This is a genomic window from Paenibacillus sp. FSL R5-0517, assembly GCF_037974355.1.
Lineage (GTDB): Bacteria > Bacillota > Bacilli > Paenibacillales > Paenibacillaceae > Paenibacillus.
The window spans coordinates 1,057,251-1,079,670 of record NZ_CP150235.1; the positions used below are offsets into that span (position 1 = coordinate 1,057,251).

Consider the following 22,420-nt stretch of genomic DNA (forward strand, 5'->3'; position numbering starts at 1 on the left):
GTGGCGTGTTTTCCATGGATATCGAGGGACATGGGTTACTGGTTACATGAGTTGAACGATTGGCAATCGTTAAAGGAGGTTGGAAGATGACAGAACGAATTCCGTGTATACGGGAGGCATGTGCAAACACCATTTTGCCAACAACGGCTGCCAGAACAGGTGGGTTTTGCATGCCTTGCAAGCAGGAGATGGAGCGCGAGGAGCGCCAGAGATACATTGAAGCGAATCGACGTGACGTGAACGTGTATGCAGGTATCACAGACCCGGTCGAAGTATTGAAAATCATGCATGAACCTCAGGTTCGCGACCCATTAATTCGTTATGTGCCCTATGAAAAATCCAAGGAAGAGGTATATCTGTCCTTGTCTGCAGAGCAACAGGATCAGATGAAGGATTACGCGATGCAACGGATTCGTACAGGTGATGAAGATAACGGCAAAGACATTCTGATATACCTCGTTTGTTACCATGATATATCGTTGACCAACGAAATTCCTGAGCTGCTGGAACAGGAGATCTATTATCCTGCGATTTTGGTTAAAAGTGCCTCGCCTGAAGTTCGAGATCGGCTCCTGCAGCAGGTGAATACCGATGATGAGAATCGGAACCACATATTGCTCATGCTGGCCCATATCGGGGATGATGTTGTCGTGCAGCAGTTCCGGCAATGGAGACAATCTCCGCCATCCTGGGCGTGCGAATTGTACGTGGCACCTGAGCATTACACCACTGAAGCAGGATGGGAGCTTACGAATGACGGGCAGCGCAGAGAATTATTCACCACCCCAAGTTATTCACTCTATAAAGCAACAGAAAATGAAGCAACTAAAATGGCAATATCCGAAGATTCGCTATTGATGCTGACCCCGAGCGCTCAAGGTTGTCCATGGTGTGGTAGTGCATTAACGTCCTTAATTAATCTGGATGTTAAGCATCCGGCACTGCGGGATGTGTCTTGGCATGCTGAGCGACTTCAGATCCAGACTTGCGTGATATGCAGTAGTTATGGCGTGGTTTACATGGAACTGGACGCAGCCGGGGAACCGTTATGGAGTTCACATAATGTCATGCCTATGGGAATGGATGAGATTGACCTGGAAGACTATGGTGAACTTGCACCGGATGTCGGCCGGCAGTTTAGGATTGCGAATGCATCGCGTCATGCATTCCATGCCAGCGAGTGGGGAATGGAGCCATCGCTATCTCAGATCGGGGGCCATCCGGGTTGGGTTCAGGATGCCGAGTATCCACCATGTCCATGCTGTTCCGCGAGAATGAAGGCTGTCGCACAACTGGATTGGGGTGAGGTTGAGGAATATGGTGAGGGCATGTATTACATGTTCATATGTGAGCCGTGCCAGATGACCGCCGTATCGTATCAGCAATCTTGAGGTGGAAGCTATGATTATAAGCCATTAACACATCTATAGTACTACAGGACCGATTCGGTTGTAAGAGAGTGGACAGTTGCAGTCATACTATGACTATATAAGGCATCCCGTAAGTTCTTGAACTTCATGGATGCCTTTTTGCTTGCTCTGCGCAGGATACAAGGGGGCTATCTGCTCCAATTAGCCTTTTTTTATGTTAGTTATTTAGTCAGCAGTGAGAGAATGGGCGGTTTTTCTGCGTGCTTGGGCAGCTTTGTCGTACGCACACAATGTAACGAACCCAGCACGTCTTATTAGGCGATTTTGCAGCACTGTAGAATTCTAACGAATCGTAGCGATGTTATTGCTTCTTATGCCAGGTGTTTTCGAAGCAAATCAGAGGTTTTGTCTGTAATAAGACTGCTGAGATTCGTTAGAATTTCATATGGCTGTATAACAGCGATATAAGGTGTGTCCGATTCGTTAGCGCTTGGCCCAAACCCGAACCCGAACCCGAACCCGAACCCGAACCCGAACCCGAACCCGAACCCGAACCCGAACCCGAACCCGAACCCGAACCTAAACTCACCTCATACACACCGCCCGCGCAATTACTACTCATACACACTAGCCCCACACTAGCCGCCAGCATAATAACACCTAAGTTACTCCTACTGCGAGCGTATGCTCCTGTTCAATACATCCGTCTACAATTCCGCAGATGCCTGCTTTAACAAACCAGACAACCACTCATAATCCGGCGTATCTTTTTCCTTGAGCTTGATCGTTTTGCGTTCTTCCGGGCCTTCAAATATGCCATCGGGTAGATCAAGTCCGGTTGCATGAAAGATCGTGAAGGATACGGCTTGTTTGGATGGAGAGATGACCGCAGCGTAACTTCCGTTTTTCAAAAAATGAGGTTTCTTGTATTGCACGCGTTCCTGCACGTCTGGGATGGTATCATGCACCATTTGTCGCAATTGTTCAGCGACCTGTACTTGCCAGGGGATCTGAATCTGTTCAATAAACGTAGTAACTTCTACATTCTTGGTCATGCATGTTCACCCTCCGTATGGATCTGATTGTGTGTTTCCCATTCTGATCTCAGGATTCCCATCATTAAGCGGTCGTAACGTTTGCCATCACGATATACTGCTGAACGAGCCCGACCTTCCAATTGAAAACCAACCTTTTCATAGGAGCGAATCGCTTTGGCATTGTAGGCGATGACATCGAGACCAACCCGGTCCAGATTCATCTCGTGGAACGCATATCGTAAAATAAGATTCAACGCTTCCGTGCCATATCCCTTGTTGCGATGTTCCGCAAGTCCGATGCCAATGGCAAGCTGTCCGCAGCGGTTGTTCCATTCAATGCTATGAATGACGACAAAACCAATCAGCGTATCCTCTTCATGCGTGCGAAGTCTGAAGTACACTTCCTTGTTTTTAGTCTCTCCCTCATCTTCCAACTGTTTCTCTGAGTAGGGAATGGCAAGATCAGTATCCACATTCCGTAGATATTCCGGGTCTTCGTTCCATTGCAGCATGGTCTGCACATCTTCAGCACGTGGGGGTGTCATTTTCAATCGTGTGCTATAAAACAGGTTATCCGTTGTTAGTGTCATAGGGTTCTCCTTTTGCATCTGATAGCCTCATCATAATGGAAATAATAGGTGAATCACAATAGAACATTTTATTGCATATAAGTGGCCTCTTGTCATGAAACCTAACACGGTAGTAAGATGAATTAATCGAAATGCATTCAGTGATAGAACCAATAAAAATGTCAGCAGGAGTGATATGTTTTGGAGATCAAAGTGGATGATTTGAGTGGAGTACAAGTGAAGGCATTAATCGCGGAGCACTTGCAAGGGATGGCAGCGGATTCGCCTCCAGAGAGTATTCATGCGTTGAATCTGGATGGACTCAAGAAGCCTGAAATTACATTCTGGTGTGCATGGGAAGCGGATGAACTACTGGGCTGCGGAGCCATCAAAGAACTTGATCCAGAACATGCAGAATTGAAGTCGATGCGTACGGCTTCGGCCCACTTGAGAAAAGGCGTAGCGAGAAAAATTTTGGCTCACATTATGGAGGTTGCCACAGAACGTGGCTATAAACGAATTAGTCTGGAGACGGGTTCAATGGATTCATTTATCCCGGCAAGGAAGCTGTATGAAGATTTCGGATTCGAATATTGCGAACCATTCGCCGACTATATATTGGACCCGAACAGCGCATTTATGACGAAAACAATCTAAATGGATTCGCATGAGAAACCAGCATTCTGTTTGTACAGGATGCTGGTTTTTATTTATTTTGCAACATATCGTACATTTTTAAAGTTGGAAAAAGAGTAGAATACACGCAATGATGTAACATGGACCATGCTATGAAAAGGGTGGAGGGAGCTGTGGATGATATATTGGTGGCTAGATCAGATGAATCCGCTGTTTGCCGTCTTGGTGTTATGTTCCTATAATTGCTGTGGTGCTTACCTAGATTGTATACAGATTGCTTTGTGCCATTGTGGGGTATAAAACATAGGTTATGTCCAAATATGCTTGGGATGAATTGGCCATAAGGAACTTCTGGGCTGATTGCTGGACAATAGGGTATACTGGACATTATGTCTATGAAACAAGACAGTATTACAGACGTTTTTTACATCAGGAGGATTTGAATTGGCTCAGACAGAAGGAACACTACAGAAGAAGCTTAAACCAAGACACATCAGTTTTATGGCTATGGGCGGTGTGATTGGTACAGGGATTTTCAAAGGCAGCGCAGAGACGATCGGACTCGCAGGTCCGGGCGTTATTATCACGTACATTTTTGCCGGATTATTGTTGCTGGTGGTTATGGCCGCGATGGCGGAGATGGCTACGGTGTATAAAAACAAGAATATGAAAGACTTCGTGCAGGAAGCATTCGGTAGCCGAGTTTCCTTTGTTATGGGATGGATGTATTGCTTCCTATGGTTATCGGTATGTGTTATTGAGGTGATTGCCGCCGGGAGCTTTTTGCAGTATTGGTTTACAGAAGTACCGTTGTGGATGCTGAGTCTGGGGTGTGCGGCGTTCATTATACTTGTTAATCTGCTCAGTGTGGGTGTGTTCGGGGAATTTGAGTTCTGGCTGGCCGGGATCAAAATTGCCATGATCATCATTTTTATCTTCCTGGGTGCAGGGTTGATCTTTGGCATTATTCCAAGTGATAACACCCCTTATCTGCAAAATTATACACAAGCAGGCGGGTTCTTCCCCAACGGTTGGTCATCGATCTTCTCGGCATTGCTTGTGGTCATGTTCTCTTATGGGGGATCGGAGCTGATTGGTCTGACTCTGACGGAGACGAAAAATGCAGAAAAAGTGATGCCCAAAATCGTGGGCAATTTCATGCTTCGAATTATTCTGTTCTTCACCTTGCCGATTCTCATCATCTGTGGTCTCATCCCATGGAATGAGATTGGGCCGGAAAGCAGTCCGTTTGTACAGGTACTCGCCTCAACGGGACTACCAGGAGCAGCACACATTATGAACTTTATTTTGGTGACGGCAGTTCTGTCCGCTGCAAATTCAGGGATCTACGGTGCATCCCGGATGATGCATTCCATGGCAGTGGGTGGTGAAGCTCCGAAGGCATTATCACAGACAAATCGTAACGGTAGCCCGGTTAATATCTTGCTGGTGTGCGCGGTTGTATTGCTTGGAGGTTCCATGCTTGGCCTGTTCGCGCAGGATCAACTGTTCCGTGTATTGCTCGCAGTTCCGGGCTTTGTGGTCATCCTTGTGTGGATCTGTATTGCCTCATCACAGTTAAAACTGCGGAAGAGATATCCGGTTCAACCGACCTTCAAAGTTTGGGGTTTCCCTTACGTCACCGGAGTGGTGGTACTATGTCTCAGTGTGATTGCGGTGATGTTTGTGTTCGATGAAGGTAATCGGTTCAGCATTAGCATCTGTCTTGCCGTGCTTGCGTTGCTGATCATCTGGTCCCTGATTAGATTCAGGAGGACGAATGGACGAACAGTTTAGTATGAATGGGTAGTCATCATTAATGAGAAAACTTTATAAGTAAAATAGGGGCTGCTTTTAGCAGTCCCTATTTTATACACTTTGAGCGAATATATTTTGTTCTATAACCAGAACCGATTGCTAGAATGGACATTAACACTTTCCTATTAATTATTTAGACATATATCTAATCTTTGGGTAGCTTTTCCCAAGGGGTGGAGTACTTTGCGGCGATTTCACCAAAGCGTACTAGATTATGCTTCGCCCTTTTTGTTTAAGTGCATGTCAGCTTTCAATCTTCAACTTTAGAAAACGGAGATTTGATTTTAAAGAATTCCTTATATGACATTGGTTTTCGGCCAATCAGACGTTCAAGATCTCCAGATGTTTCCGAGAATTCTCCAGTGTTGATTGCCCGCATCCAACCTAATAAGAAGTCAGTCATATGAACAGGTAAGCCATTCGCTACCATAGTGTCTATATATTCGGTTTCGCTAATTGCAACATAAGGGATATTGATCTCACTAATCTCCGAGAGGGCTGCAGCGATATCTTCGAAAGAGCTTCCCTCACTGCCACTTAGAGTATATGACTTATTTTCGTGTCCGTTTTCGGTGAGAACGGCTACGTTGGCTGCCGCCAAATCATCCAGAGATGCAGCGGATACTTTACCGGAACCCTTTGGTACTCGCACACTTCCAAATTTAAGTGCATCTCCAGAGAACGAATTTATGACTTCAAGATACGGTGGATTCCGCAGGATTGTATAGTCTAATCCGGATGCTTTAAGCGTTTGTTCAGCGAATAAGTCTGACATCGTTACTTCGGGCAAAATTAGATTTGAATTTTCTTTTCGTATGATCGACGTGAAGATGACTTGCTTAACCCCAGCCTGCTTTGCAGCAGCGATGACGTTGAAATGTTGTGTATTGCGATCGGTAAATGCTACCGCGGAAATGAGCATCACTTTTTCAACACCATCAAAAGCTTGTAGAAGAGAGTTATAATCAAAATAGTCGCCTTGATGGGCTTCCACACCTTCTTTAATAAATCTTGCCACTTTATCAGATTCCGGATTACGGACTAATATAGCCACCTGATTTGACGGAACTTTTTTGAGAAGAAGTTCTAGCGTTCTGCTTCCGAGATTACCTGTTGCTCCAGTAATAAGTATTTTCCCCATATTTACAACTCCTTTGAACGTCTATAAATACATGAAAATATTTTGTTTCACATGCTCATCTTGAAAACTTACCGTCTTACATTCGTCAGTGTACTACCCCATTCACCGACTGGTTCAAGCCAGCTTACGATTCTATCATCAATGAGGTTGGTAAGCGCACCTTCATACTCAGCACGATAAGGTTTAGTAAGTTCATCTTGAATCCAACTTTCTCTTGTTCCTTGCCAGATTTCATAGATCACCAGATCATCAGAATGATCAAGATCATCGGAGACGATCGCATTAACAAAAGTGGGTTCACTTTTGAAATGGCTAATCATCGCGAATAGATTGTCGCGGAAAGTTTCTTTCTTACCGGGCTTAATTTTGAAACGGATATTGAGAATGACTTGTTTGTTGGTTGTTGACATCGTTACACACTCCTCAATTCTTTTATTTTCTTTATATTACAAGGCTCATTATGTACCATGTAGCACTTTTAAAATAGTACGTACTTTTTGGTTATATAGTAACCAAAAAGTGATAATTGTGATGAATCAGATCATAAATTGATTTTGAAATTACTCTATTCTACATTTATTCTCTGATATTCATCCTTGCTCAATGTCTTCTCTGCATAATTCTGACCCCATTCACAAAGAGCTCGCAGAGTGGGTTCAAGTGACATACCCATTTCTGATATTGAATATTCCACTTTTGGTGGTACCTGATTGTACATTGTTCTTATAACTAGATTATCACCCTCCAACTCCCGTAATGACTGGACTAACATTTTCTGAGAAATGGTTGGCATGAGTCTTTTCAATTCACCGGTCCGTTTAGGACCTTTTAATAAATAATACAGAATAAGAGGTCTCCACTTTCCGCCAATGACATCCAAGGTAATTTCCAGATCACAATAAAAAGTTTTCAATTGAGAAACACCATCCCTCTTTTAGTTTCGATTATTATAGTACATGTGTTGATTCAATCAACCTTCCTACACAACACTCCTAATACTGAATAAACATAACTCATTTAAGCCTAAATGCAGTTCCATCGACCAAAGCTACCACAACCATGATAGCGTTTTTATTTCAACCCAATATTTTCTTGCCTAATTCGACATATTCGTTTACTATTTTCCCATACTTAGTGCTTCAAGCATGCGTTTTTTGGGTAGCGTGTAGTCAAAAAGGCTTGGGTTCACGGGAGAGGAAGAGGAGCGGATGATCGGTTTTTTTAGAAAACGTTTGGTTGTACGCATTGTTGCAGTCGTTACACTGGCCATGACGATTATAGCTGTTGGCAGCATGCTGTTACAGGTGGCCAATATGAAACTGGCTGCACAGGAGGCCATTTCGAGTTACAATATCCAAATTGCTCAGAGTTATGTGAATCAGCTGGATACAGCATCTTATGCCGAGTTTGCCAAGGATCCCAAAGAGAATGACGCATTCTTGAAGATTCGTGATGAACTGGATGATTTTCGTGTAAGGATTGGTGCAATGTATGTCTATTTCGTCAAAATAGATGACAAAGGTACCCCACTTATTATGGTGGACGGTATGAAGGATGCGGATAAAGCTTCACCGATTAATGAAGTCACGGATGTCCCTCAGGAGGCTGTCCAGAAGCTGTTGCAGGGGCAACCAGCCAGTTCTTCAATTATTAATAATGAGGATTATGGCAACTATATTTCCTCTTACGCTCCTATGCTCGATAGTAATGGCACTGTAACAGGTGTAATTGGTATCGATACGGCGGTATCGGTGATCGGAAACATTGAATCGGATATCATGAAATCCAGTATTCCCTTCTATGCCTTATTGCTACTAATTACCCTTATAGGTATTGCCGTTGTCATGACGTTTATCGTAAGGGGGCTGCGACCACTTCAACCGCTGAAGGCGAGTGTGGAAAAAATGGCGCAGGGTGAGCTTGCAGAAGCCAACCAAATTTTGACGTCTTACCGTCTGAAAAGCAAAGATGAGATTGGAACCACATATCAAGCAATGATACATATGTCCGGCAACTTGAACAAGATCGTGAGTAACATGGTTGAAGGCGTGGCAGTAACCACCAATATTTTATCGGAATCAACGAAGGAATTTAATCGCAGTACCGAAGAGATGATTGAGATGAGCAAGACGGTTGATCAGTCAGTCGAACAGATCAGGCAAGGGGCGCATACGCAGAAGCAGGGCGCGAGCGATAGTGCGAATGCGATGGAGGAGATTGCCAAAGGCATAACGGACATTTCCGAATCCTCCATGATCGTATCGGATGCAGCAACAAGTGCGCTTGCTACAGCAGAGTCCGGTAAACAGAGCATGACATTGATGAAAACACAGATGGAGAGCATCTCACATGTCTCAGGTGAAGTTGTAACGATGGTTCAGGTGCTGAACAACTATTCCCAGGAGATTGGTGGTGCCTTGCACACGGTTCGTGATTTTGCGAGTCAGACGAAGCTGCTTGCACTTAATGCATCCATTGAGGCAGCTCATGCAGGAGAACATGGCAAAGGTTTTGCGGTTGTGGCGGATGAAGTTCGCAAGCTGGCTGAAGCCTCAAGCACATCTATGGAACGGATCTCCGACTTGCTGCTTCGCATTCAACAAGAATCACAGCAGATTGGCTCACAGATGGGGGTTACCGCGCAGGAGATTGGACAAGGTGTTACGATTACCGCAGAAGCGGAGCAAGCCTTCGCCCATGTGGTTGATGCGTTCCAACTGGTGACTCATCGCATTCAAGAAGTCTCCGCTGCGGCAGAGGAAATCTCGGCAGGATCGGAAGAGGCCGCAGCCTCCGTCAATACGATCTCGCAGATCTCAGCCGGGGTCTCGGATCATTCGGATGAAATCTATCGCTTGATGCGTGAACAGTCGGCCATGTTCAACAGGGTGGCGCAGACTTCCACCATGCTGGAGCAGCAGACCAACGAGATGAGCGAAGCCGTGCGTAAAGTAAAAGTATAGTTTTTGTAGTTGGAGTATGCTGTAGCCATAGTTTACGTAAGAGGCAGCAGAAAAAAACTGGTCTGTTGTATAGTCAGTGTAACGATGTAAGGTATAAAAAAGTGCTCCGTTCCTGGAGAAGTTGGTGTGTATCCCAAACTTCCTTCAGAGGCGTGGAGCACTTTTTGTTTTTCATATCACTTTGATAGATGATCCAGCTCTATCGCCTGTCTGAAGCGTCGGGCGAATCGTTCTGCGGCTACGGCGGCCTCTTTGGATTCCGTCTGCACGAAGCCGATTTGCATTTTGGGTTGATCGATTCCAGCGATCTCTACCATCTTTACCAGACCTTCCTTCCATAATGGATTTTGGTAAAAGGAAAAGTCGTGACCAATCGTGGCGGCAATATCGTTTCGTAACACCATGTTGATGGCTTCTGAATTATTTGTTTTGAACAAAATGGACAGAGATCCATGATCATAGGTGAATTCCCTGAGAAAGTCTTCGATGAAACCATCTCGATAGAGTGCCAGCTTGTGTTCTTTTAATTGATCTGGTGAAACACGGCTGTGCTTGGCAAGTTCAGACAGGTGATGAGTACCAATTACCAGCTTGCCCGAGTACATGGGACTGAACTGAAGTCCATCGAATTCCCGCAATTGCTTGGCATAGATCGCGATAAAGCCCAGATGGGTTTTGTTATTCCGAATATCCTCGATAATTTCCATGGACCCTTTCTCTTCAATGGAGATGTTAAGTTGCGGGTGCTCACGCTTCATATCTGCAGCAGACTGAACAAGATAGGGCATGACACTTGGAAAAGTAGCCACATGAAGCTCACCGCTAAGAGAGGAGGCTTCTGCGTTCAGGGATTTCAATTCATCAATCCGCTGTAAAATGTCCAGTGCCTTGGCTATGAATTGTTTGCCTTCGGGCGTGGGATGAGTTCCCTGCCGCGAGCGTTCGAACAGGATGATCCCCATTTCTTTCTCCAGACGATGAACCGATTGGCTGATCGCCGATTGTGTGACATGCAGATGCTCCGAGGCAGCGGAGAAGGATTGGGTTTTCGCAATTTCAACGACATATTCGAGCTGTTCCAGATTCATGAGTTCATCTCCGTTTAGCATTAATACAACTAATGTTAACATTAGTATCTATAAATATGAATAATACATGAACAGCGATATAATATATAGACAATCATATAAAGGGGATGAACTTCATGAAAGCAGCAGTATGGTATGCCCATAAAGATGTGCGTGTTGAAGATCGCGAGGTTCCGGTTGCTCAAGCAGGACAAGTCAAAATCAAAGTGGAATATGCGGGGATCTGCGGCAGTGACTTGCATGCTTATCATCATGGTGTGGGCATTCAAGAAGGCGAGAATCATCCGCTCTCAGGACAGAAAGCACCGCTGACATTGGGGCATGAATTTGCAGGAACCGTGAGTGAATTGGGAAGTAATGTAAGCGGTATCAGTGTGGGGCAGCGAGTTGTGGTAGAGCCATTGTACCACTGTGGAAAATGCGAATACTGTATCCAGGGGCGTTATAACCAGTGTACTCAATTTGGATTCGTTGGACTGAATGGTGATGGTGGTTTTGCGGAGTATGTTGTTGTTGAATCCTATATGGTACATCCCATCCCGGATAACGTAACATTCGAAGAAGGTGCGCTCGTTGAGCCTACAGCAGTAGCGTTTCATGCGGTTCGACACAGCAAACTGAAAGTGGGGAATAAGGTAGCCGTGTACGGAGCCGGTCCAATTGGATTATTGACCATTCTGTCTGCCAAAGCAGCAGGCGCTTCTGAAATCTATGCAGTCGATGTATTTGAGGAACGTTTGGACTTGGCAGCCAAGCTGGGAGCTGTTCCGGTGAATAGTGCCAAAGTTAATGCAACCGAAGTGATTTTGCAACAATCGGGTGCAATCGATGTGGCTTATGAAGCAGCGGGAGTGCAACCAACCATGGACAGTGCCGTTGCGGTTGTCAAAAAAGGTGGAGAAGTTGTTGTCATCGCGGCAATTCCGAACCCGCTTCAAGTGAACTTCTTCGATCTTCTGGTGAAGGAAGCGAACCTGACAGCAACGCTGGCCTATCGCCACATTTTCCCTGAAGTGATTTCATTGATTGCGGAAGGATCGCTTGATGTGAAACAGGTCATCACCAAAAAAATTAAACTGGACGACATCGTGCAGGAAGGGCTTGAGCTGTTGATGAGCGACAAGAGCCATGCGAAGATTTTGGTGGAGATCGGCGGCTAAAGACTTTTCGCTAACTTCTCACTAACAAGGATAGATTTTCATATCAACGTAACTGAAGTATAAATTTTAGATCGCGAAAAAGACCATTCATCCGCATGAATGGTCTTTTTCGCTTTATTCAAGTAGAACAGTCATCTTTCACTAGCTACTCTTTATGAATCAATTCCGCTGATCGCGGTTCGTTAAGCTAATACCCAAAACTAGGAATCATAGCGGTAGCAAATCGCCTTACCCCCGCTACTCTCGGAGCTAAATTCCTTATCCTCATAGAATCCAAAACGCTCATATAAACGGATGGCATTCACCATCTGACCGCCCGTATATAAATACACCGTATTTTTGCCCATGTCTTTGGCAGATTCCACACATTGCTGGAGCAATGCTCTGGCGATCCCATGACCTCTCCATTTTGGATCAACACCTAACAGCCGAATAAACGGATAATCGATTGGCAATTCAAAGTCTGGATAAGCCTTGCGCGCTGTTTCGAATAATTGGACTGTACCAACAATCTGACCATCAATCTTGGCGATCCATAATTGTGTCAGGTACGGATTAACCACGGACTCTCGAATGTCTTTTAAGTAGGCCTCCCAGCGTTCATTTTGCTCAAAAGTCTCCCGATACTCGGCATAACTTGCAATAAGGATATCTACAATCTCTGGATGGTCCGTTTCTGTGGCGGGATGAATCGTAACGGCAGCCGTTGTCATCTTTTAATTCCTCTTCTCTTATGGGTTAAGTATGATATAGAGTTTTCTTGCATTTTACCATAACGGATTCCATCCGATTCATTCAAATTTTCTATAGTTCACTCAGTCATTTCTATAGGTCAAAGCTTATCAGCGATTGAGTTGTGTGGAATACAGATGATTGCGATATTCGGTTGGCGTATTGCCTTCGTATTGTTTGAACATGCGCAGGAACAGCTTGTAATCGGAGAATCCGCACTGTCCGGCGATTTCTTTTACACTGGCATTGGTATTGAGCAGCAGTTGTTTCGCCCGGCGAATACGTTCGGTGAGGATATAGGTTTTGAGCCCGGTACCTTTCTCGCGCTTCACCATCTTGGAGATATAGTCTTTGTTAAAATTAAAATTCTCTGCAATCTGACTCACGGTGATGTTCGTATGCAGATGAATATCGACCCACTTGCAGATATGGTCCACAATCGCATTGTGCGGGCGATAATCGGCCTCTATATTACGCTCCAGTTCTCTGAACAACAATAGTAGTGCAGCGTCGGCTTCCTCCGGTGAGAAGGATGACACATGCAGCAGCTGCTTGAATAACTGATTGGCCATGGAAGGTACCTGGATGGTGGCATGTGTCCTGAATTGGTTGAATTCTGGCTGGATGGCATCATAGTGAACCCAGTAGAAGCTGACGGGTGTGTCACTGACCTGATAGCCATAGTGGGTGCGACCCGCGCGCAGAAACAACAGATCGTTGGCACGAACTACGTACTTTTCGTTGTCCTCCGCGATGTACATCTCACCTTCCAGCATCAAAATGATCTCATGGACAGGCATGCTGCGTCTCATGTGGCTCCAGTTGCCGTCGGATATGAACTTGCCGCAAAGGTAATGTTCCAGTGGCTTTTGCATAGGACGGATTTATCCACCTTTTCTTGGATTATGAGTCTGATGTTATTACATTTTATTTGATAACATGGGGTTATTCAAGCAGTGGGGTGGATTGTTGAGTATAGGACATATGGAACGGAACACGGATTTTACCCCTCTGGATGTATCAATGAAAATACAAGTGCATATCTGTCTAGTACATACCGTGAAGGAGTGAGTGTCATGATTGATACGAAAAAAGGATTTCTGGGACCGGAACATGTAGAGCTGTTACATGGTGTGTTCCAAACATCACAAGAGGTGGGAGAGCGTTACCTGTTATCGCTGGATATGGATCGGTTCCTGGCTCCATGCTTCGAGGCTCATGGTTTACCTGCCCGAAAAGAACGCTACGCGGGTTGGGAGGCACGTACCATCAGCGGACATTCCCTTGGACATTATCTGTCTGCCCTGGCTGTGACGTATCAGGCAACCGGGAATATGACGTTAAAAGAAAGACTGGATTATGCTGTCACCGAACTGGCGAGAATCCAAGAGACCACGGGGAGCGGGTATATCGGTGGTTTGTCCGAAGAACCTTTCCACATGGCTTTTCGAGCAGAGAATATCGGTGGATTCAATATCGGTGAATACTGGGTTCCCTGGTACAGTGTGCACAAAATCTATCGCGGTCTGATTGATGCGTATAAACTCACTGGTAACGGACAGGCACTTGAGGTGGTTACTCGATTTGCAGACTGGGCGGTAGAAGGTTTACTCCCGATGACAGAAGAACAGATGCAGACGATGCTTCTAAGTGAACACGGGGGCATGAATGAAGTATTTGCACATTTGTATGGGATCACGGGCAAGGCCTTATACCTTGAGATTGCCAATAAGTTTACCCATCAATTGATCCTGAGACCTTTGGAGCAGAAGCAGGACGATCTTCAAGGCAGACACGCCAATACTCAGATTCCCAAAGTGATCGGTGCTGCCGAAATCTACAATCAGGACCATAGCCATGAGAGTTATAAGACAGCGGCAGAATTTTTCTGGAACACGACAGTGCATCATCGTTCTTACGTATTTGGCGCGACGAGCATTTCGGAGCATTACGAAGCGAAGGGCATGGAGAGTCTGGGCATCAAAACAGGAGAGAGCTGTTGTACCCACAACATGATGCATTTGACCAAACAACTCTTCGCCTGGAATCACGATAGCGCCTACATGGACTATTATGAAAACGCCATCTATAATCACATCCTCGGCACGCAGGACCCCGATACGGGGAACAAAACGTATTTTGCCTCAACACTGCAAGGGCACTACAAAATCTATGGAACTCACGATACCGCCTGGTGGTGCTGCACAGGATCAGGCATGGAGAACCCGGGCAAATATGCCGAGGCGATCTATTTCGAAGACGAGCAAGACCTTTACGTCAACCTGTATATCGCTTCCCAGCTGGACTGGATCGCTCAGGGAATATCCCTGAAGCTTGAAACCGACTTTCCTTATTCGGAAAAGGTGACCCTGACGATCACCGAAGGCAGCGCCTCGGCCCATCTAAGATTACGCGTGCCCTCATGGCTGCAACAGCCAATGACGGCAACGGTTAACGGGGATACGGAACATCCGTATACACGGATGGAACCCGGCTATCTGTCCATCGACCGCACATGGTCTGCGGGCGATGTCATCACAATCACCCTGCCGATGTCGCTTCGCCAGTACACTGCCCGGGATGATGCGCACAAAGTAGCCTTTCTGTACGGCCCGATTGTGCTCGCCGGTGCACTGGGAAGCGAGGGTCTTCCAGAGGACACAATTGTGGACGAAACAGCATTGAATCCCAAGACCGCACCTGTACCTGTGATCTGGACGGAGCAGGAGGATGTGCGAGAGTGGATCAAGGTCGTAGATGCAGACACGTTAACATTTGAACTTAACAAGGATGTCACTTCCACGGGAGAACCCGTGAAGCTGATTCCGTTCTATGATGTGCACCATGAATTTTATACCGTGTATTGGCCGTTTAACGATGAAGGTGATGCGCTCGAAAAAGAGTTGAACGATATCACGATCGACAGGGTTCAGGCGGACGGTCAACAGGATGAGATAGGACATCAACTGGATAGCAACTGCCGTGGTGAGCATTATAACGGTTCAACCACAGATGGACGTAAGAAATTGCATATGTGGCGAGAGGCTTTTGGTGTCAGCGGGGCTTACTTCAGCTACCAACTGGCGGTGGATCGCGCCGCAACCAATTATCTATGTGTGGCCTATTGGGGTGGAGATTATTCCACATTTGAACGGGAAGGTGTGTTGTATGAGAGACAATTCACCATTACCGTGGATGGCACACGCATTGGAGAGCAGCGAATTCATATGAACAAAATCGGCGACGTATTCTATGTGACCTATAATATTCCTGAGTCCGTTACATCAGGTAAAGACAGCGTTAAGGTCATGTTCCAGGCGGAGGGCGACAATGGCTGTGCCGGGAAAGTTGTCGAGGTACGCACTACGCGAAGCAAACCCGAATCTCTCTTTGCATGATAAGAGGCATGGTGTGAAAAGGCGCAAACACAATGTTATAATGAAAATAAATTACGGTTAGTTGGGAAGAGGAGGTTGGAAGTGTGGCAAAACCCGATAATAAAGGTACGTATAACTTTCAGGATTGGTTAACTTGGGAGGGGGCATGGGAATTAATTAATGGCAAAGCTTTTAATATGTCTCCAGCACCCACTTCATTGCACCAGTTTATTGTGGGTGAGCTGCACTTCTCTTTGCGGACTTTTTTTCAGAATCGGAAATGTTTCGTGTTTGTTGCCCCTTTTGATGTGTATTTTAGCGAAAATGAACAATATGACCTGCCAGATCAAGTTGTACAGCCTGATTTATCGGTGGTTTGCTCCAAAGACCAGATATCTAAGAATGGCTGTCACGGCGCACCTTCTTTAATTATCGAGGTGTTATCGCCTTCGACTGCGCTAAAGGATTTTAACGAAAAATTTAACTTGTATCAGAAATACGGCGTGAACGAATACTGGATTGTTGACCCCGGGAATCAAACCGTCCATGTGTACACGTTGGAGGATGGCAGTTATCAGACCCGTCATCTGTATACTGAGCAGGAAACGATGATATCTGTCTTGTATCCTGAATTGCACATTCCGCTGGATTCGTTGTTCAAGCTAAGGTAGTGCGAAGCGTCAACCTGTCCGCTACAGAGGAAGCAATAAGGTAGCCGTTTTCTAATGCTAACGAACCCTACACGCCTTAATTGAGCAATATGGGTAAAGTGGAAAATGTAACGAATCTCAGCGACGCTATTTCATCTGAAATAGGCGATAAACAACGTTTTTACACCTAATACACGAATATAACGTGTCTCAGGTTCGTTGCATTTTCAAATGAGCTGACATGCACCCAATAACGTTACCTCAGTTCGTTAGCTATAGATAACCCAACCTTAAACGAAGAAACAACGCATAAGAGGCGAAATTGGATGATCTCCGTTTCGTCTTTTTTTATGCTTCAGTAGTGTTTGTAGTTCTAACATGTTGTGTGAGTGTTCTTGTGACCCCTGTTTTACATTGCTTATTTTCAGACAAGTCTTATATAAAAAATGACACGCATAGCCATTTTCCACGTATTACCTGATAACATTTCTTATCCACAATCTGCTGTCTTGTAAAACTCACTTTGTATGGATTGACCACAACATTTCCTGCCGAGTTCCACGTTGTCCCTGAAAATATGAAATGGGATAAGCCCAAACCACGTATATTATGAGTATCCCAATATCCAATGTTATCCACCTGAGAGCGTTAACATCATGTACAATAGAAAAAGTGGAACAGGAAAATAACGACATATAGCTTCAATATATAACATGAAAGGAGGTCGGATGATTGAACATGAGTAAGTACATACAATTCATGGGATTAATCCTCGTTGTTGTTGCTGTGAATGTTCTGGCATTCTCACCCGGCTTTATCGGGCTGAATTTCGGGGAGGGTGCATTCACAACTTCGCTATCCGTTACCCTGTTGTTCGGCAGTGCAATGGCACTCTTATATGGCAGTTACACCATGCTGTTCAGACAGCCGGTGGTTCTGCCCGTGAAGCATATCGAAACACATGAAGATTATGTGGAAGCTTTATCTTTTTATAGACGCATCAAAGTACTCGAAGAAGATATTACGCTGGGGCTGTCTCAACTTAGCCGGATGAAAAAGAAGAAAGAAACACTTCTGAATGTGCTTCATCAGCGGTTTGATCCGGGGGAACTAAGCTACAAAAAATTCGCATCAGTCACGATGGAAGTGGAGAAGCTGTTATACCTGAATATCCGCAGTGTACTGAATCGGTTGAATGTATTCGATGAAGCCGACTATGCCAACATGATGAAATCCAAATCCTCAAACCTTCCCCAGAAACTTTTTCAGGAAAAAACCAAGGTATACAACGATTATCTGTCTTATGTGAAGAATGCATTACACACCAATGAGGAAATTTTGCTCAAGCTGGATCAGTTGTTACTTGAGATTTCACGCCTCGACAGCTTTGAAGCAGGAGATATTGAACAGATGCCTTGTATGCAGGAGATTGATCAGTTAATCAAGCACACCAAATTATACAGACAGTGAGGGGTTGCTCGTATGGCCAAGAAGGGAAAGTTTTTTTTCATATCGATTGTAATGCTGGTACTCGTATTTGGTCTGGTCTATGCAGGAATAACATTAACATCGAACTTTGGCAAGTCGACCACACAGGTGAGCACAGAGAATGCAGGTAAGGAACTGGGCAAACTGTACGCAAACATTGCACCAGCGACGGCAGAACCGGTCAAAGGACAGATTGATCTCGATCCGGTCGACGTAGCGGAATCGCTGCCGGATATCTCGAAATTCGCAATTGCCGTAGAGAATACAACGAATGATTACGTCGAAATATTCTCTTCCACGGAGAAGTCAGGCAGCGGGGTAGATGGCTGGTTAACTGAAGTGGGCGAGGAATTCAACAAAGCAAAAATTACCGTTGGCGGGAAACAGGTATCCGTCAAAATCCGCAACATTGCCTCCGGAACGGCTACCGATTATATCAAGTCGGGCAAGTATATACCTGATGCATTCACGCCTTCCAATGAACTGTGGGGCGAGATGGTTGAGGCCAGTGGGGTGAAAACAGAGATGGTTTCCAAGCGATTGGTTGGGAATGTCCCTGGTATTGTCATTTCCAAAGCCAAGTATGATGCACTGGTTGATACCTATGGCTCTGTGAATGTAAAAACCGTAACCGAAGCGATTGCCAATAATGAACTCGCGATGGGATATACCGATCCATTTGCCAGCTCCACAGGACTGAACTTCCTGGTGACTGCACTGAATACGTATGATAGCGCCAATCCACTGGGCGAGAAAGCTATTGAGGGATTTGAGAAATTCCAGACGAATGTACCGTTTACAGCCTCGACAACCATTCAGATGCGGGAAGCGGCCAAGTCAGGCAGACTGGATGCCTTTGTACTCGAATACCAGACATATGTGAATACCGCCGATCTGAAGAGTGGTTACGTCTTTACACCTTTTGGCGTGAGACATGACAGCCCGCTGTATGCACTGGGACAATTGCCGAAGAACAAACAGGAGATTATCCAAAAGTTTGCGGAATTTGTAACTCAGGCGAAGTATCAACAATCAGCGGAAGAGTTTGGTTTCAACGGGTTGCAGGATTACAAATCCGAACTGGCCACCGTGGATGGCGGCACGTTGTTGTCTGCACAGAAAGTATGGAAAGAAAAGAAAAACGGTAGCAAACCGATTGCCGCTGTGTTCGTGACGGATGTATCCGGAAGCATGGACGGCGAACCGCTTAACCGACTGAAGGAGTCCCTGCGCAAAGGTCAGAAGTACCTGGGTACAGACAACAGTATTGGCTTGGTTTCATACTCCAGTGGGGTAACCGTGAATCTGCCCATTGCCAAGTATGATACGAACCAACAGTCCATGTTTGTCGGAACAGTGGATAGTCTGCAAGCTGGCGGAGGGACGGCGACGTTTGACGGGATCGTGGTAGCGATGAAGATGTTGGAAGATTACATGGTTGCTAATCCAAACGTGAAGCCGTTAATCTTTGTCCTGAGTGATGGCGAGACCAATGAAGGTCATACCCTGAAGGATATCCGGGATCTGGTCGAGACGTACCAAGTGCCGATCTATACGATTGGGTACAACGCGGACATTAAGGCTCTGGAGAGCATCTCCAGCATTAACGAAGCGGCAAGCATCAATGCCGATACCGACGATGTCGTGTACAAGATCGGGAACCTGTTTAACGTACAGATGTAAATTTAAAGGGGGAACTTAGATGTCATTTTCAATGGAAATACCGAGCCAGAAGGAAATTCAGAAGGTGATTGAAGAAGAGGTGAAACCCGTGCCCGCCGAGGTCGCGGAGCTTCAACAAGTGGCGAATGCCAACGTAGAGATGATCATGACACTGGATCTCGAATCCCTGGAGAAGCGCAAAGAGATTCTGCAATCCATTGACGGCTTTGGCATGAACACGATGAGATCCTCTTCCGAGAAAAACGCCTTGCTTCAAGTCTCCGTTGGACATCTGTCCAAGACGGGAGACGAAGGCGGTCAGGTCGCCAAAGGTTTGACCGAGCTGCATATGCAACTGAAGGATCTCGACCCGAGCGTGGTCGACTTTGCCAAGACCGGTTTCCTTGGGAAATTGTTCAATCCGCTTCGCGCCTATTTCCTGAAATACCAGAAGGCTGACGCAGTCATCGCTGACATCGTAACCTCTTTGGATAAAGGCAGATCCACCCTGCGTAACGATAATACAACCCTGGAGATCGAACAACAGAACCTGAGAGAACTCACCAAACGACTGCAAAAGGAGATTCAGCTTGGCGTGCTCATGGATGAGTCCATCGACGCGCAGATTGAAGCAGCCAAGGTCCGCAATGAGGACCCAGAGAAAGTCCGCTTTATTACAGAGGAAGTGTTGTTCCCACTCCGTCAGCGGGTCATGGACCTGCAACAAATGCTAGTCGTGAACCAGCAGGGTATCATGGCGATTGAAGTGGTCATCCGTAACAACAAGGAGCTAATTCGAGGGGTAGACCGGGCCAAGAATGTAACGATCTCAGCACTGAAAATTGCCGTTACGGTAGCGAGTGCTTTGTATAATCAGAAGATTGTATTGCAGAAGATTGAATTGCTGAACCAGACAACCAATGATTTGATTGCCGGTACATCCAAAATGCTCAAGGATCAGGGGATTGCCATTCAGAAGCAGGCATATGAAGCCAGCATTTCCGTGGATACGATGAAACAGGCGTTCACCGATGTGTTGTCAGCACTCGATTCAATCAGTCTGTATAAGCAGGAAGCCTTGCCAAGAATGCGTGAAACGATTAACCAGTTCCGTGAGCTTGCAGATACTGGAGAGCAACAGATTCAGCGTTTGGAGAAGGGGCAGAAGCTAGGGCTGTAAACAGAAGAGAAAGAAATACAATGTCACTTGTTCGCTGGCTATCATTTGTATAATTAGAAAAAGCGATCGTTCCTCATTAAGCATGGGGAATGGTCGCTTTTTGGTTTTCTATAATTAGTTACTAACTGTCATATCCTAAACTTCTCGCATAAGCATATAACTGTTGTTCACACTGGTCCATTAGAACAGCAGCGGTGTTTACTTTTGCATTTCCCTGTTTCAGTAATGTGTAATTCACTTTGTTCTTGGAGACTGCTTTTTGGTACAACAGGTACCCTTCGAGCTGAGTGTAGCTTGCTTTGATAAATGTGGCGTGAATTTTCTTAATTTGCGGGTTGGCAGGCTTGATTTGTTTTGCCCTGGATACCAATTTCGTATAATTGGGGATCACTGTATTCGTAAGTTTAAGATACATGGACTTGCGGTTCGTTGAAGTTACCTGAGTGTCGATGCTTTCCAGAGCGGTAAACGCTTTGGCCTCATAAGTTTCAAGAGCAAATAATTGAGTAGTGTATTCTTTAAATTCTTCATAACTCTTATCTGAATCTGAATCTGAATCTGAATATGTAGAGGTTGCTACTTTGGCTGCATCAGCAGAAGCGGCTGGAGAGAAAAGAACTCCTCCAAGCAAAACAAAACTGGTAATCAATGATATAATCCACGACTTCTTCAAATGTATTGTCATCCTCCTTTGGTTGTATTCCACTGGATAACCTAACATATCATTATCAGAAATTACAGGAATACATTTACATAAAAATAGAGTTGCCGCTTTTTTTCAAAATCCCCCTCAATAATCATCTTTTAACACGACATTGTCAGGTCTGTAATGAATGATCTTGAATAACTCCTCGGCCATGTAGGCGGGGCTGTGCTTGAAATCCTGCCTGATCCACTCCATGATCATGCCGAATATCGCATGAGACTGGTAACTTGCCAACAGTTCATGGTTAATGTGCTGCGGGAAGATATGGTTCAGATCCTGTAAGGAGAGATCGCGAAGAACATCACAGATCATGCGTTGAAAGTTGGACGAAGCCTCGGACTGTACAACCAGTGTGTAGAATTGTGCATGCTGGTGCACATGTTCAAATATGGTGATGGCCGAAGAGGGCATCAGACCTACCTCGAACTCTTTCAACCCTTGATAGGGTTTGCGAAAAGAAGTCACCAGATCCTGAATCACATCATCGATGATTTCGTTGAACAGGTCTTCTTTGTACTGATAATGCCTGTAGAAAGTACCTCGATTCAGGTCGGCGCGCTCGACAATATCCGTAATGGATATTTCTTTAAAGGGATGTTTTTGCATTAGATGGATGAGAGCATCCTTCAGCGCAGCTTTGGATTTCTTGATTCTTCGGTCCATCGAATTTGGAGTTTCAGACATCTATTTTCCTCCTCGCGAGTTCACTTTATTAATTAAAGTACATTTGGGCTTAGTAGTGTTGTTTAACGTACAACTGGACAAGCTTTTACTGATTGAAGTGAATTGCTATGACTTATTATACTAAGGATAAGAGTTAATGAACATTTGTTTGTTAACTTA

Annotated in this window: 21 protein-coding genes; 10 read left to right on the top strand and 11 right to left on the bottom strand. The window is 45.3% G+C overall.

Annotation, left to right across the window (positions count from 1 at the left end):
• The first annotated feature begins 86 nt into the window (after window positions 1-86).
• Window positions 87-1,391: a DUF1963 domain-containing protein gene (locus MKX40_RS04700; protein ID WP_339239807.1), complete on the top strand. Its 1,305-nt coding sequence runs from the start codon at window positions 87-89 to the stop codon at window positions 1,389-1,391.
• Between the two features lie 412 nt (window positions 1,392-1,803).
• Here the strand turns inward: MKX40_RS04700 and MKX40_RS04705 are convergent, their stop codons facing one another.
• From MKX40_RS04705 to MKX40_RS04715, 3 genes are all read right to left on the bottom strand, one after another.
• Window positions 1,804-1,992: a hypothetical protein gene (locus tag MKX40_RS04705; protein WP_339239810.1), complete on the bottom strand. Its 189-nt coding sequence runs from the start codon at window positions 1,990-1,992 to the stop codon at window positions 1,804-1,806.
• Between the two features lie 85 nt (window positions 1,993-2,077).
• Window positions 2,078-2,425 carry a DUF1801 domain-containing protein gene (locus MKX40_RS04710; protein WP_339239812.1) on the bottom strand — a complete coding sequence of 116 codons (348 nt, stop codon included), beginning with the start codon at window positions 2,423-2,425 and terminating at the stop codon, window positions 2,078-2,080.
• Window positions 2,422-2,997 (bottom strand): GNAT family protein, encoded by a 576-nt coding sequence (locus tag MKX40_RS04715; protein WP_339239814.1) that lies wholly within the window; start codon window positions 2,995-2,997, stop codon window positions 2,422-2,424. The genes MKX40_RS04710 and MKX40_RS04715 overlap by 4 nt, the downstream gene beginning before the upstream one ends.
• Window positions 2,998-3,177: 180 nt before the next feature.
• Here MKX40_RS04715 and MKX40_RS04720 point away from each other — a divergent pair, with 180 nt between their 5' ends.
• Together MKX40_RS04720 and MKX40_RS04725 are read left to right on the top strand one after the other, a co-directional pair.
• Complete coding sequence (locus MKX40_RS04720; protein ID WP_339239815.1) at window positions 3,178-3,633, top strand: GNAT family N-acetyltransferase; 456 nt, start codon at window positions 3,178-3,180, stop codon at window positions 3,631-3,633.
• Between the two features lie 423 nt (window positions 3,634-4,056).
• On the top strand, window positions 4,057-5,409 hold the full coding sequence (locus MKX40_RS04725) for an amino acid permease (protein ID WP_339239818.1): 1,353 nt from the start codon (window positions 4,057-4,059) through the stop codon (window positions 5,407-5,409).
• 271 nt (window positions 5,410-5,680) lie between these two features.
• Here the strand turns inward: MKX40_RS04725 and MKX40_RS04730 are convergent, their stop codons facing one another.
• The 3 genes from MKX40_RS04730 to MKX40_RS04740 all read right to left on the bottom strand — a co-directional run bounded on the left by MKX40_RS04730 (window position 5,681) and on the right by MKX40_RS04740 (window position 7,484).
• Window positions 5,681-6,571, bottom strand: coding sequence for an SDR family oxidoreductase (locus MKX40_RS04730; RefSeq protein WP_339239820.1), 891 nt, complete (start codon window positions 6,569-6,571; stop codon window positions 5,681-5,683).
• Between the two features lie 68 nt (window positions 6,572-6,639).
• On the bottom strand, window positions 6,640-6,981 hold the full coding sequence (locus MKX40_RS04735) for an antibiotic biosynthesis monooxygenase (RefSeq protein WP_339239821.1): 342 nt from the start codon (window positions 6,979-6,981) through the stop codon (window positions 6,640-6,642).
• A gap of 155 nt (window positions 6,982-7,136) precedes the next feature.
• Entirely contained in the window at window positions 7,137-7,484 is a 348-nt protein-coding gene (locus MKX40_RS04740; RefSeq protein ID WP_339239823.1) for a helix-turn-helix domain-containing protein, read from the bottom strand.
• A 295-nt stretch (window positions 7,485-7,779) separates the two neighbouring features.
• Between MKX40_RS04740 and MKX40_RS04745 the strand changes: the two genes are divergently transcribed.
• Window positions 7,780-9,534 (top strand): HAMP domain-containing methyl-accepting chemotaxis protein, encoded by a 1,755-nt coding sequence (locus MKX40_RS04745; protein ID WP_339239825.1) that lies wholly within the window; start codon window positions 7,780-7,782, stop codon window positions 9,532-9,534.
• A gap of 176 nt (window positions 9,535-9,710) precedes the next feature.
• Here the strand turns inward: MKX40_RS04745 and MKX40_RS04750 are convergent, their stop codons facing one another.
• On the bottom strand, window positions 9,711-10,622 hold the full coding sequence (locus tag MKX40_RS04750) for a LysR family transcriptional regulator (protein ID WP_339239827.1): 912 nt from the start codon (window positions 10,620-10,622) through the stop codon (window positions 9,711-9,713).
• A gap of 116 nt (window positions 10,623-10,738) precedes the next feature.
• On the opposite strand from MKX40_RS04750, the gene MKX40_RS04755 reads away from it, so the two are divergent.
• Window positions 10,739-11,782, top strand: a complete 1,044-nt coding sequence (locus MKX40_RS04755) for a 2,3-butanediol dehydrogenase (protein WP_339239828.1) — start codon at window positions 10,739-10,741, stop codon at window positions 11,780-11,782.
• A gap of 200 nt (window positions 11,783-11,982) precedes the next feature.
• On the opposite strand, the gene MKX40_RS04760 is transcribed toward MKX40_RS04755, so the two are convergent.
• On the bottom strand, window positions 11,983-12,495 hold the full coding sequence (locus tag MKX40_RS04760) for a GNAT family N-acetyltransferase (protein WP_339239829.1): 513 nt from the start codon (window positions 12,493-12,495) through the stop codon (window positions 11,983-11,985).
• A gap of 129 nt (window positions 12,496-12,624) precedes the next feature.
• The gene (locus MKX40_RS04765) at window positions 12,625-13,389 is read right to left on the bottom strand and encodes an AraC family transcriptional regulator (protein ID WP_339239831.1); all 765 of its coding nucleotides are present in this window, start codon (window positions 13,387-13,389) and stop codon (window positions 12,625-12,627) included.
• A gap of 201 nt (window positions 13,390-13,590) precedes the next feature.
• Between MKX40_RS04765 and MKX40_RS04770 the strand changes: the two genes are divergently transcribed.
• The 5 genes from MKX40_RS04770 to MKX40_RS04790 all read left to right on the top strand — a co-directional run bounded on the left by MKX40_RS04770 (window position 13,591) and on the right by MKX40_RS04790 (window position 20,871).
• Entirely contained in the window at window positions 13,591-15,912 is a 2,322-nt protein-coding gene (locus tag MKX40_RS04770; protein WP_339239832.1) for a beta-L-arabinofuranosidase domain-containing protein, read from the top strand.
• Between the two features lie 83 nt (window positions 15,913-15,995).
• On the top strand, window positions 15,996-16,562 hold the full coding sequence (locus tag MKX40_RS04775; protein WP_339239834.1) for a Uma2 family endonuclease: 567 nt from the start codon (window positions 15,996-15,998) through the stop codon (window positions 16,560-16,562).
• Window positions 16,563-17,279: 717 nt separating this feature from the next.
• The gene (locus MKX40_RS04780; protein ID WP_339239836.1) at window positions 17,280-18,011 is read left to right on the top strand and encodes a hypothetical protein; all 732 of its coding nucleotides are present in this window, start codon (window positions 17,280-17,282) and stop codon (window positions 18,009-18,011) included.
• A gap of 12 nt (window positions 18,012-18,023) precedes the next feature.
• Window positions 18,024-19,712, top strand: a complete 1,689-nt coding sequence (locus MKX40_RS04785; protein ID WP_339239839.1) for a VWA domain-containing protein — start codon at window positions 18,024-18,026, stop codon at window positions 19,710-19,712.
• Between the two features lie 19 nt (window positions 19,713-19,731).
• Window positions 19,732-20,871: a toxic anion resistance protein gene (locus tag MKX40_RS04790; protein WP_017690481.1), complete on the top strand. Its 1,140-nt coding sequence runs from the start codon at window positions 19,732-19,734 to the stop codon at window positions 20,869-20,871.
• 121 nt (window positions 20,872-20,992) lie between these two features.
• On the opposite strand, the gene MKX40_RS04795 is transcribed toward MKX40_RS04790, so the two are convergent.
• Together MKX40_RS04795 and MKX40_RS04800 are read right to left on the bottom strand one after the other, a co-directional pair.
• A complete protein-coding gene (locus tag MKX40_RS04795; RefSeq protein ID WP_339239841.1) occupies window positions 20,993-21,544 on the bottom strand; it encodes a hypothetical protein in 552 nt (183 codons plus the stop codon).
• Window positions 21,545-21,661: 117 nt separating this feature from the next.
• Window positions 21,662-22,261, bottom strand: a complete 600-nt coding sequence (locus MKX40_RS04800; RefSeq protein WP_339239843.1) for a TetR/AcrR family transcriptional regulator — start codon at window positions 22,259-22,261, stop codon at window positions 21,662-21,664.
• Window positions 22,262-22,420 lie beyond the last annotated feature (159 nt).

Excerpts from the sequence above, each read along its gene's own strand:
- MKX40_RS04700 (WP_339239807.1), top strand. The coding sequence starts at position 87 with ATGACAGAACGAATTCCGTGTATACGGGAGGCATGTGCAAACACCATT.
- MKX40_RS04705 (WP_339239810.1), bottom strand. The coding sequence starts at position 1,992 with ATGAGTAGTAATTGCGCGGGCGGTGTGTATGAGGTGAGTTTAGGTTCG.
- MKX40_RS04710 (WP_339239812.1), bottom strand. The coding sequence starts at position 2,425 with ATGACCAAGAATGTAGAAGTTACTACGTTTATTGAACAGATTCAGATC.
- MKX40_RS04715 (WP_339239814.1), bottom strand. The coding sequence starts at position 2,997 with ATGACACTAACAACGGATAACCTGTTTTATAGCACACGATTGAAAATG.
- MKX40_RS04730 (WP_339239820.1), bottom strand. The coding sequence starts at position 6,571 with ATGGGGAAAATACTTATTACTGGAGCAACAGGTAATCTCGGAAGCAGA.
- MKX40_RS04735 (WP_339239821.1), bottom strand. The coding sequence starts at position 6,981 with ATGTCAACAACCAACAAACAAGTCATTCTCAATATCCGTTTCAAAATT.
- MKX40_RS04745 (WP_339239825.1), top strand. The coding sequence starts at position 7,780 with ATGATCGGTTTTTTTAGAAAACGTTTGGTTGTACGCATTGTTGCAGTC.
- MKX40_RS04750 (WP_339239827.1), bottom strand. The coding sequence starts at position 10,622 with ATGAATCTGGAACAGCTCGAATATGTCGTTGAAATTGCGAAAACCCAA.
- MKX40_RS04755 (WP_339239828.1), top strand. The coding sequence starts at position 10,739 with ATGAAAGCAGCAGTATGGTATGCCCATAAAGATGTGCGTGTTGAAGAT.
- MKX40_RS04760 (WP_339239829.1), bottom strand. The coding sequence starts at position 12,495 with ATGACAACGGCTGCCGTTACGATTCATCCCGCCACAGAAACGGACCAT.
- MKX40_RS04765 (WP_339239831.1), bottom strand. The coding sequence starts at position 13,389 with ATGCAAAAGCCACTGGAACATTACCTTTGCGGCAAGTTCATATCCGAC.
- MKX40_RS04770 (WP_339239832.1), top strand. The coding sequence starts at position 13,591 with ATGATTGATACGAAAAAAGGATTTCTGGGACCGGAACATGTAGAGCTG.
- MKX40_RS04780 (WP_339239836.1), top strand. The coding sequence starts at position 17,280 with ATGAGTAAGTACATACAATTCATGGGATTAATCCTCGTTGTTGTTGCT.
- MKX40_RS04785 (WP_339239839.1), top strand. The coding sequence starts at position 18,024 with ATGGCCAAGAAGGGAAAGTTTTTTTTCATATCGATTGTAATGCTGGTA.
- MKX40_RS04790 (WP_017690481.1), top strand. The coding sequence starts at position 19,732 with ATGTCATTTTCAATGGAAATACCGAGCCAGAAGGAAATTCAGAAGGTG.
- MKX40_RS04800 (WP_339239843.1), bottom strand. The coding sequence starts at position 22,261 with ATGTCTGAAACTCCAAATTCGATGGACCGAAGAATCAAGAAATCCAAA.